Source organism: Sinorhizobium sp. BJ1, from assembly GCF_002531555.1.
Lineage (GTDB): Bacteria > Pseudomonadota > Alphaproteobacteria > Rhizobiales > Rhizobiaceae > Sinorhizobium > Sinorhizobium fredii_B.
In genome coordinates, this window is the sequence record NZ_NWTH01000030.1 from 68,431 (window position 1) to 77,421 (window position 8,991).

Annotated in this window: 10 protein-coding genes; 6 read left to right on the plus strand and 4 right to left on the minus strand. The window is 62.0% G+C overall.

Features of this window, described 5'->3' with window-relative positions; genetic code table 11:
• Positions 1 to 17 precede the first annotated feature (17 nt).
• The gene (locus CO676_RS27635) at positions 18 to 1,310 is read right to left on the minus strand and encodes an amidohydrolase family protein (RefSeq protein WP_097523432.1); all 1,293 of its coding nucleotides are present in this window, start codon (positions 1,308 to 1,310) and stop codon (positions 18 to 20) included.
• A 440-nt stretch (positions 1,311 to 1,750) separates the two neighbouring features.
• Between CO676_RS27635 and CO676_RS27640 the strand changes: the two genes are divergently transcribed.
• Positions 1,751 to 2,137 (plus strand): nuclear transport factor 2 family protein, encoded by a 387-nt coding sequence (locus CO676_RS27640; protein WP_014762035.1) that lies wholly within the window; start codon positions 1,751 to 1,753, stop codon positions 2,135 to 2,137.
• Positions 2,138 to 2,300: 163 nt separating this feature from the next.
• Here the strand turns inward: CO676_RS27640 and CO676_RS27645 are convergent, their stop codons facing one another.
• From CO676_RS27645 to CO676_RS27655, 3 genes are all read right to left on the minus strand, one after another.
• Entirely contained in the window at positions 2,301 to 2,444 is a 144-nt protein-coding gene (locus tag CO676_RS27645; protein ID WP_097523433.1) for a hypothetical protein, read from the minus strand.
• Positions 2,445 to 2,518: 74 nt separating this feature from the next.
• On the minus strand, positions 2,519 to 3,601 hold the full coding sequence (locus CO676_RS27650) for an ROK family protein (protein ID WP_097523434.1): 1,083 nt from the start codon (positions 3,599 to 3,601) through the stop codon (positions 2,519 to 2,521).
• 143 nt (positions 3,602 to 3,744) lie between these two features.
• Positions 3,745 to 4,776: a LacI family DNA-binding transcriptional regulator gene (locus CO676_RS27655; RefSeq protein ID WP_097523435.1), complete on the minus strand. Its 1,032-nt coding sequence runs from the start codon at positions 4,774 to 4,776 to the stop codon at positions 3,745 to 3,747.
• A gap of 156 nt (positions 4,777 to 4,932) precedes the next feature.
• Between CO676_RS27655 and CO676_RS27660 the strand changes: the two genes are divergently transcribed.
• The 5 genes from CO676_RS27660 to CO676_RS27680 all read left to right on the plus strand — a co-directional run.
• Positions 4,933 to 6,018 carry a fatty acid desaturase family protein gene (locus CO676_RS27660; RefSeq protein WP_097523436.1) on the plus strand — a complete coding sequence of 362 codons (1,086 nt, stop codon included), beginning with the start codon at positions 4,933 to 4,935 and terminating at the stop codon, positions 6,016 to 6,018.
• A 51-nt stretch (positions 6,019 to 6,069) separates the two neighbouring features.
• Complete coding sequence (locus CO676_RS27665; RefSeq protein WP_097523437.1) at positions 6,070 to 6,387, plus strand: MocE family 2Fe-2S type ferredoxin; 318 nt, start codon at positions 6,070 to 6,072, stop codon at positions 6,385 to 6,387.
• Positions 6,388 to 6,426: 39 nt separating this feature from the next.
• Positions 6,427 to 7,653: an FAD-dependent oxidoreductase gene (locus CO676_RS27670; protein WP_097523438.1), complete on the plus strand. Its 1,227-nt coding sequence runs from the start codon at positions 6,427 to 6,429 to the stop codon at positions 7,651 to 7,653.
• A 45-nt stretch (positions 7,654 to 7,698) separates the two neighbouring features.
• Positions 7,699 to 8,520: a 3-methyl-2-oxobutanoate hydroxymethyltransferase gene (locus CO676_RS27675; RefSeq protein WP_097523439.1), complete on the plus strand. Its 822-nt coding sequence runs from the start codon at positions 7,699 to 7,701 to the stop codon at positions 8,518 to 8,520.
• Between the two features lie 145 nt (positions 8,521 to 8,665).
• On the plus strand, positions 8,666 to 8,991 hold a 326-nt coding region (locus CO676_RS27680), incomplete at its 3' end, for an ACT domain-containing protein (RefSeq protein WP_280952056.1).

An 8,991-nucleotide genomic window follows, 5' to 3' on the forward strand; every position in this document is an offset into this window, starting at 1 on the left:
ACCGATGGAAGAGAAGGTCAGCCCCCGAAGTTCGGTGCGTATTCGGAGCCGTCCACGCTTGAGGGCCGGCCGTCGATCCGCAACTCGCTGACGCGCGGCGGCGTGCGGGCGATGACCTTGCCGCGGCGGATCACGGCAAGACGGTTCGGCTTCAGCCGCAGGGCTTCGTGCGGATCGCGCGCCTGAAGGATGACGAGATCGGCATTGCAGCCCTTCTCGATACCATAGCCCGCCAGACCCATCGTCTTCGCCGAATTGACGGTCAACGCATCGAACACCTTTCGCTTGTCCTCGATGCCGGCCATCTGGGCGACGTGGATCGCCATGTGCCCGACTTCGAGCATGTCGCCCGAGCCCATCGAGTACCAGGGATCCATCACGCAGTCATGGCCAAAGGAGACGTTGAGGCCGGCGTCCATCAGTTCGCGCACACGCGTCAGGCCGCGACGCTTCGGGTAGGTATCGTGCCGGCCCTGCAGCATGATGTTGATCAGCGGGTTGGGAATGACGTTGATCCGAGCCTCGGCCATCAGCGGGATGAGCTTCGAGACGTAGTAATTGTCCATCGAATGCATCGAGGTGAGATGCGATCCCGCAACCCGCCCTTGAAGGCCGAAACGGATCGTCTGCGCGGCCAGCGTCTCGATATGGCGCGACATCGGATCGTCCGTCTCGTCGCAGTGCATGTCGACGGGCAATCCGCGTTCGGCGGCGATGCGGCAGAGCGCTTCCACCGACGCCGCCCCGTCGCTCATGGTGCGCTCGAAATGCGGAATGCCGCCGACGATGTCGACGCCCATGTCGAGCGCCCGGTTCAGGGCCTCGACGGCACCCGGCGAGCGGTAATAGCCGTCCTGCGGAAACGCAACGAGCTGCAGGTCGATATAGGACGCCACGCTGTCGCGGACCTCAAGCAGCGCTTCGACGGTCACCAGCCGCGGATCGCTGACATCCACATGGCTGCGAATGTGGAGAAGTCCCTGCGAGACTGCGAGATCACAATAGCGCAGCGCCCGCTCGACCAGCGCCTCGCGCGTCAAGGTCGGACGCAGTTCGCCCCAAAGCGCGATGCCTTCGAGCAGCGTGCCGGAGCGGTTCATGCGCGGCAGCCCCAGCGACAGCGTCGCATCCATGTGAAAGTGCGGATCGACAAAGGGCGGCGTGACGAGCCGGCCGGTCGAGCCGATTTCCTCCTTGGCCGTCGCTCCGATCCTTGTCGTCACCTCGGCGATCCTGTCATCTCTGATGCCGATGTCGATGCCGTTGCGACCGTCCGGGAGATTGGCGTTTCGAATGATCAGGTCGAACATGGCGGCTCCAGCGCATGAGATGAAAATGCAAGAGGCTCTAGCGTCGCGAGTCGCGCAGCATCGAACACCGCGACACTACCACAACAGGCGCTGGCGAAGTCCCAGCGGTGATGACCGCCAACAGTCTGAAAGGCGGTATCGGTAAATCAGATATTTGGCATGGGTGGTGAGGGCACACTCAGCGGCTCGCCCCAAGTCGACTTCCCCTTCGGGGATAACCGCGCCGGGATTGGATAGTCCAATGGCTGAAGATCGCCTGTCGACTATCAGCCTTCATCGCCTCGCTCCGAGTTCGAATAGCAAGAAGATATATGTACTACACTAGCCGTGATATACTTAGGCCGCAGGAGCATAACAACAAGTAAAGGAGGAAGGCCATGTCAACGACACGCGTTGGTTGGCGAGTTGCGCTTGCAGCATGCTCCATTCTGATTTCGTCAATGGAGGTTCAGGGCGGTCCTCTCGAAGACGATGTCAGGGCCGCCTACACAGCTTGGGACGAGGCATTCGGAAAGGGAGACGCCAAGGCAGTTGCCACCTTCTATACTGAGGACGCACTTCTCCTTCCCCCGAGTCATGATGTGATCGAAGGACCTGCTGGGGTTGAAAAGTTCTTCAGCGGCATCTTCGGTAGCGGCGCGACCGGTCACAAGCTCGAGGTGATAAGGGCTGATGGTGACGACAAATTGATCTACGGGGCAGCAAAGTGGTCAGCCAAGGGCAAGGATGCCGAGGGCAAAGATCAACCATGGGGCGGAGTTGCCACACATGTCTTCGAGCGGCAAAGCGACGGCAGTTTGAAAATAAAGCTGCATACGTTCAACTGAACGCCGAAGCATCGCCCACAAGCTAATCCGCAGCAAGAGCACGGGCGGAGAGTGCCAGAGACGGTACGGCGTTGGGAGTTCTTCCCCTCAAAATAGCTTCGCGGGAAAGGAGGGCCGCGGGGCAAGCGACGACTTGCCAAAGTTCACACGGCAACGAGTGTCCTCAATTCTCCTCTACCGAAAGACCTTGCTCGCCCATCTTGATCTCCACGCCTGGCTTGTTTTCCTCGCGGTAGACATGGATGCCCAGTCCAATCGCAACCACGGCAAGAACAGCGATGATGAGATAGAGGCCATTCCGGTTCATCCAGTGCGATCCCTTCAAGAAGTTGTCATTTCGGTAGCTAGGAGCCCCTGCCGGAAAGGCAACGGCAGCGCGGCTCAGGTGGCATTGCGATTTTCGGGTTTGTTGCTGAAGTGAGCGTTGCCGAGGCCCGTGCCGATCGTCAGAATTCCCCAGCCCGAGACGTCCTGCATGAAGGGTATCTGCGAGAGCCCCTGAACGACGGCGTCGTTGTGCATGATCACGAAGGTTTCCTCTTCGCCGATTTGAGGAATGGCCTTCTTGAGGACGACGGGTAGGTTGAAGTGCTCGCTTTCCCAGTTGCCGCCCGGCAAGTTCTGTCCGCCGCGCAGGATCGATCCGTCGGCATTGATGACGCCGGGGCAGGCCACGCCTATCACCGGTGCCGGCGCCAGCCCCGCCTTGTCCGCCTTGGCAACCAGCTTATCGATCATGGTGATGAGACGATCGATCGTCGCGCTCCGATTAGGCTTGTCATCCGCATGGCGCCAGATGGCCGACTTCCAGACCTTGGCCCTTGAGAGGTCCGTTTCTTCCTTCAAGCGCAGTTCGACGATGCCCACTCGAACATTGGTGCCGCCGATATCGATGGCGAGCATGGCCTTGTGTCCCTTCAGCATCCAACTCGGCATCAGGTGGGCGGCGCCGATAAGTCCCGCGTCATCCGGATGATGGACAATCGGAGCGAGCTCTATCTTGAGACCGTCGGCCTTCAAGAGCACCATCGCCCGGGCGATTGCCAGTTCACCGACGGCGCTCCCACGGAAGCCGCCGCCGATCACCACCCGCTCGGTATTCTTCCAGCTCTTCTGCTGCAGGAATTTCCCGAGAACGACGGCGAGTTCGCCTGCAAATTCGTCGACAGCTCCCATGACCAGGGCGGCCGCCTCCTTGTCGTCGCCGAGCAGGAATGCGTCGATCTGCTTTTTCGACAGGTCGCCGGTCGGCGTCTTGCCGAGCGGGTCTTCACCGCCCTTGCGCACGCGCTTGCGCCAGGCACCGAGCTTTTCCTGAAAGGCGAATTTGTTGGCCCTGTCGCCCAGGAAGCCGTCGCCGGAACGAAGTCCCATATTGTAATCGTCGACCGTGACGGACGGCAGATCATCGGCACCATGAATAAGCGGGGCGCCGTTTTGTTTCTCGTTCATGGATCTGCCCACGCAACCTCCTCATGAAGCCTCGCCTGCATTTGTCCGCTGGCGGCGTGACTTACAACGTGAGGGGGCAGGGCGATGTTCCCGCGCCCCTTACCGGTTACCCGCAAAACCGGAGTATGGCGGATGCGAGCCCAGGTCGTGGCAGGTCAGATATTCTCCGGCGTGAAGATGTCGAAGGGCAGGATGGTCTGTCCGGGTACGCCGGCGGTGCCCCGGTCGATGGCGCTGATCATCAGTTTGATCGTCTCTCGCGCCAGGGCCTGGACCGGCGTGGCCACCGCCATGATCACCGCCTCGTCGGCAAGGGCTGCGCGTGACTCCGGCGTCAGCTCGTTGACGACGACGAGCAGCTTGCCCACGAGCTTCTCCTCGCGGATCGCCGAAATCGCTCCCTCCATACCGCCGCCGCAGACGTAGAAGCCGAGAAGGTCCGGGTGACGCTTCAGGAGGTCGAGCGTCGCCTCATGGGTGATTTCGGCGGTGTCGAGGTTCACCATCGTGTCCAACACCTCGAATTCGGGCGCCTTCTCGCGAAAATAGGAGCGAAAGGCGATCTCGCGCAGTTCGTGGCCGAGGAAGCGGTGGCTGCCGATAAAGGCAGCAACCTTGCCCGGCCGGCCCGCCGCCCTGGCGATCATCCAGGCGGCGGTTCGCCCGACCTTTTGATTGTTCAGGCCGATATAGCCTTCGCGCACGCCGGACGCGAAATCGGAGAGTAACGAGAAAGTCGGAACGCCGCGCTGCTTCAGATCCTCGACCGCGGCCGTCACGGCCGGATAGTCAGGGGCGACGAAGGCGATCGCCTGATTGCGCGCCGCCATTGCCTTGAGTTTCTCGGTAATCCCTGCCGGGGTGGAATTGGCAACGAAGTCGACCTGCGGAACGACGCGGACGTTGGTCAGCGACAGCGCGGCATTCTCCATTTCCTTCGCGACCGCCTGATAGAAAGCTTGCTGCGGCTTCTGCAAGAGAAAGCCGAGCCGGTATTGCGGCAGGTCCTCGAAGACGCGCTGCCGCAGCAGGCCGACGGCGTGGTAGCCGATCGCCTTTGCCGCATCATAGACGCGCCGTGCCGTTTCCTCGCGCACCGGGTGACGCCCGTTCAGGACGCGGTCCACCGTTGCGACGCTCACCCCCGCGGCCCGCGCCAGATCGGCGATCGTCGGCCTGCTGCTCATTTGGCGCCTCCCTGACAGCATTACCTCATTGATGAGGTCGTATCTCTGATGTGTTTTGAGAGAATATCTCATGACTGCCTTGAGAGCTGTCAAAAGTCAACTTATTCTCTTCGCATCAGATGGAAGCGCAAACGGAGCGCGCCTCGGGAGGCAGGGATGACGACGGTTCCGACGAAACGAGATTACAGCCTGCTGGGGCGCGATGCCCGGGCGGCAGTGGCGAACGGCCTTGCCGCGGCCGAGTGGTACCATACCGAGATTCCGCGCAAGCAGATGAAGGAACTGATGAAGCGCGAGGATGGTCCCGCCATCCGCGATACTTCGATCTGGCTCGGCAGCATGGTTCTCTTCGGCGGGCTCGGCATCTATTTCTGGGGCACCTGGTTCGCCGTGCCGTTTTTCCTCGCCTATGGCGTCCTCTACGGCTCGGCCTCCGATAGCCGCTGGCATGAATGCGGCCACGGCACGGCCTTCAAGACGATGTGGATGAACGACGCCGTCTATCAGATCGCCTGCTTCATGATCATGCGCAACCCGGTGACCTGGCGCTGGAGTCACGCCCGCCACCACACCGACACGGTCATCGTCGGCCGCGATCCGGAAATCGCCGTCATGCGGCCGCCGGATCTTCTCCGTCTCGTTCTCAATTTCTTCGGTATCATCGATGTCTGGTATGCCGTCATCGACATGGTGCGGAACGCCTTCGGCGTCATCAGCGCCGCGGAAAAGACCTTTATTCCGGAGATGGAGCGGCCGAAGGCGATCCTCGTCGCCCGCATCTGGCTCGCCATATATGTCGCGACCATCGGTCTCTCGATCTATCTCGGCGCCATCCTGCCCCTGATGCTGATCGGCCTGCCGCGGCTTTACGGCGCCTGGCATCACGTGCTGACGGGCCTTCTGCAGCATGGCGGACTTGCCGACAACGTCACCGACCACCGGCTGAACAGCCGCACGGTCCATATGAATCCGATGAGCCGCTTCATCTACTGGAACATGAACTATCACGTCGAGCATCACATGTTCCCGATGGTGCCCTATCACGCGCTGCCGAAGCTGCACGCGATGATCAAGCACGACCTGCCCGCGGCCAATCCGTCGATCCTCGACGGCTATCGCGAGATGATCCCGGCCTTTCTTCGGCAATTGCGCAACGAGGACTATTTCCTGAAGCGCGAACTTCCGCCGACGGCGAAGCCCTATCGCGAAGAGTTCCACAGCGAGCCGGTCGCCGCCGAGTAGGCGCGACGAAAAGCCGGAAATCGCATTCACTGCATCGAATGGAGGAAACCAATGAGCTCGAACTGGGTCGAGGTCTGCGTGGCCGACGATATCGACGAGGAAGACGTCATCCGCTTCGATCACGAAGGCCGTACGTTTGCCGTCTACCGCAGTCCCGATGACGAATATTTCGCCACCGACGGTCTCTGCACGCATGAGCACATCCACCTTGCCGACGGCCTGGTGATGGACGACATCATCGAATGTCCGAAGCACAACGGCCGCTTCAATTACAAGACCGGCCAGGCCAAAGGTGCGCCCGTCTGCGTCAATCTGAAGACCTATCCGGTCAAGCTCGAGGCCGGCAGCGTCTTCGTTGCGATTTCCTGAGCACGCGGCCCGACGCTTCAGCCGCGAGGGGAGGAGAACATGAGCCATATCGTTATCGTCGGCGCCGGCGAATGCGGCGCGAGGGCGGCCTTTGCCCTCAGGGAGAAAGGTTTCCAGGGCGAAATCACCCTGATTGGCGCCGAGCCGCATCTCCCCTATGAGCGGCCGCCGCTTTCCAAGGACGGGCTCGCCGGCGCCGAGCCGCCGAAATTGGTGGCCGACGCCGCGCGCTACGAGGAGGCTCGAATTGCCGTCCTGACGAGCGTCCCGGTTGAGGCGATCGACCGTGAGCAGAAGGTTGTCAGGCTCGCGGAGGGTCGCACGATTGACTACGATCGGCTGCTGCTTGCGACCGGCGCCCGGCCACGCGCCCTTCCAGGCGTGTGCGGGAACGCCGAGCGCATCCGGATGCTCCGGACCCACGCCGACGCTCTGGCGATCCGGGCCGCCCTTTGGCCCGGGCGAAAGCTCGCCATCATCGGCGGAGGCTTTGTCGGTCTCGAACTTGCTGCGACGGCCCGCAAGCTCGGCGCCGATGTCGTGCTCATCGAGGGCTTGCCGCGCGTCCTTTCCCGCGGCGTTCCGGAGGAGATCGCAGCCGTCGTTGCCGAGCGGCACCGGCAGGAAGGCGTCGAGATCGTTTGCGGCGCCCGCATCGCGACGCTCGAGGCGGATGATGATGGCGCGCGCGTCGTCTTCGCCGAGGGCGCCTGTATGCCCGCCGATCTCATTGTCGTCGGCATCGGAGCGATCCCGAATACGGAACTTGCAGAGGCTGCCGGGATTTTGATCGAAAACGGCATTGCTGTCGACGAGACGCTCCGGACATCGGACCCCGACATCTATGCAGCCGGCGACTGCTGTTCCTTTCCCCTCTCGCACTATGACGATCGGCGGGTGCGGCTCGAAGCTTGGCGCAATGCACAGGAGCAGGGAGCGCTCGCTGCGGCCAATCTGATGGGCGCGGCCGAGCCTCTCGCAAGCGTACCGTGGTTCTGGTCGGATCAATACGAACTGACCCTGCAGATCGCCGGCCTCGCCGATGGCGCCGCGACGACCGTCCTGCGCCAGCTCACCGACGACGCTTTCATTCTGTTCCACCTCGACGGCGAGGGCCGGCTGATCGCCGCGAGCGGCATCGGGCCAGGCAATGCGGTCGCCCGCGACATTCGCCTTGCGGAAATGCTGATCGCCGCGGGCAGCAGGCCCGACCCGGCGGCGCTGTCCTCGCCTGAAACCAAGCTCAAGAAGCTGCTGGCGGCCTGAAACCCGCCCGAGTTCCGCTTTTCAAGCATTCATCCGGAGATTTCCATGAAACACCGTCGACCGACCGTTGCCGATCTCTTGTCGATCAAGGGCAAGAGGCAACTCACCATGCTGCGCGTCGTGACGCTGGAGGAGGCAGAAGCCGCCGAGAAGGCCGGTATCGACCTCGTATCCGTTCCGCCGGCGCTGCTCGGGCCGCAATTCCGCGAGGCGGCGCCTACGGTCTTTGCCTTTCCGGGCCTGGAATATGGCGACTTCGTCACCGCCGAGGACTATCTGCGCGGCGCGTTCCAGGCGATGCGGGCCGGCGGCGATGCCGTCTATTGTGCCGCCGGTCTTTCGACGGTCAGGCGGCTTCGCGAGGAAGGCATTCCGGTCTGCGGTCATGTCGGGCTGATCCCGTCCAAGGCGACCTGGACCGGCGGCTTCAGGGCCGTCGGCAAGACGGCGCAAAGCGCGCTCGAGATCTGGCGCCAGGTCAAGGCGCTCGAAGAGGCAGGCGCCTTCGCGGCCGAGATCGAGGTCGTGCCCGCCGAAGTCGCAACCGCGATCTCGCAGCGCACGTCGCTGCTGATGCTCTCCATGGGCGCGGGTACCGGATGTGATGCGCAATATCTATTTGCCGAAGACGTGCTCGGGCAGAATCGCGGCCACTATCCGCGCCATGCCAAGGTCTACCGCGACTTTGCCGCCGAATTCGAACGGCTGCAGCAGGAGCGCATCGTCGCTTTCCGCGAATATGCCGAGGATGTACGATCCGGCGCCTATCCGGAAAAGGCGCATCTGGTCGGCATAGCGCCGGGCGAGTTGGAGGATTTTCTCAAGGAGATCGACGCACAGGAGCAGACGGCGCTTCCTGCAAGGTGATAGTTACAGCGCCGCGTGTCTTATCAGGCGCATAAAGGTCGCTGTTGGACTTTGAATTGCTGCATGTTTTATCCTTAGATTGGCTGCGATCTAGGGAACATGCAATGGGCCGAGCGCCTGAGAGACGCGACAGCAAGGACGAATGATGCACACTTACGTTTTGACGGTCACCTGCAAATCCACCCGCGGCATCGTTGCGGCGCTTTCCGGCTATCTCGCTGAACAGAGCTGCAACATCATCGACAGCTCGCAGTTCGACGATCTCCAAACCGGCCTGTTCTTCATGCGCATCAGCTTCATCTCGGAGGAAGGCGTCGGTCGCGCCGCTATCGAGGAAGGGCTGAAGCCGATTGCCGCGAAATTCGCGATGGAAACGGCGCTCCACGACCAGTCAGAGCGCACCAAGGTGTTGCTGATGGTGTCGCGTTTCGGCCATTGCTTGAACGACCTGCTCTACCGCTGGAAGATCGG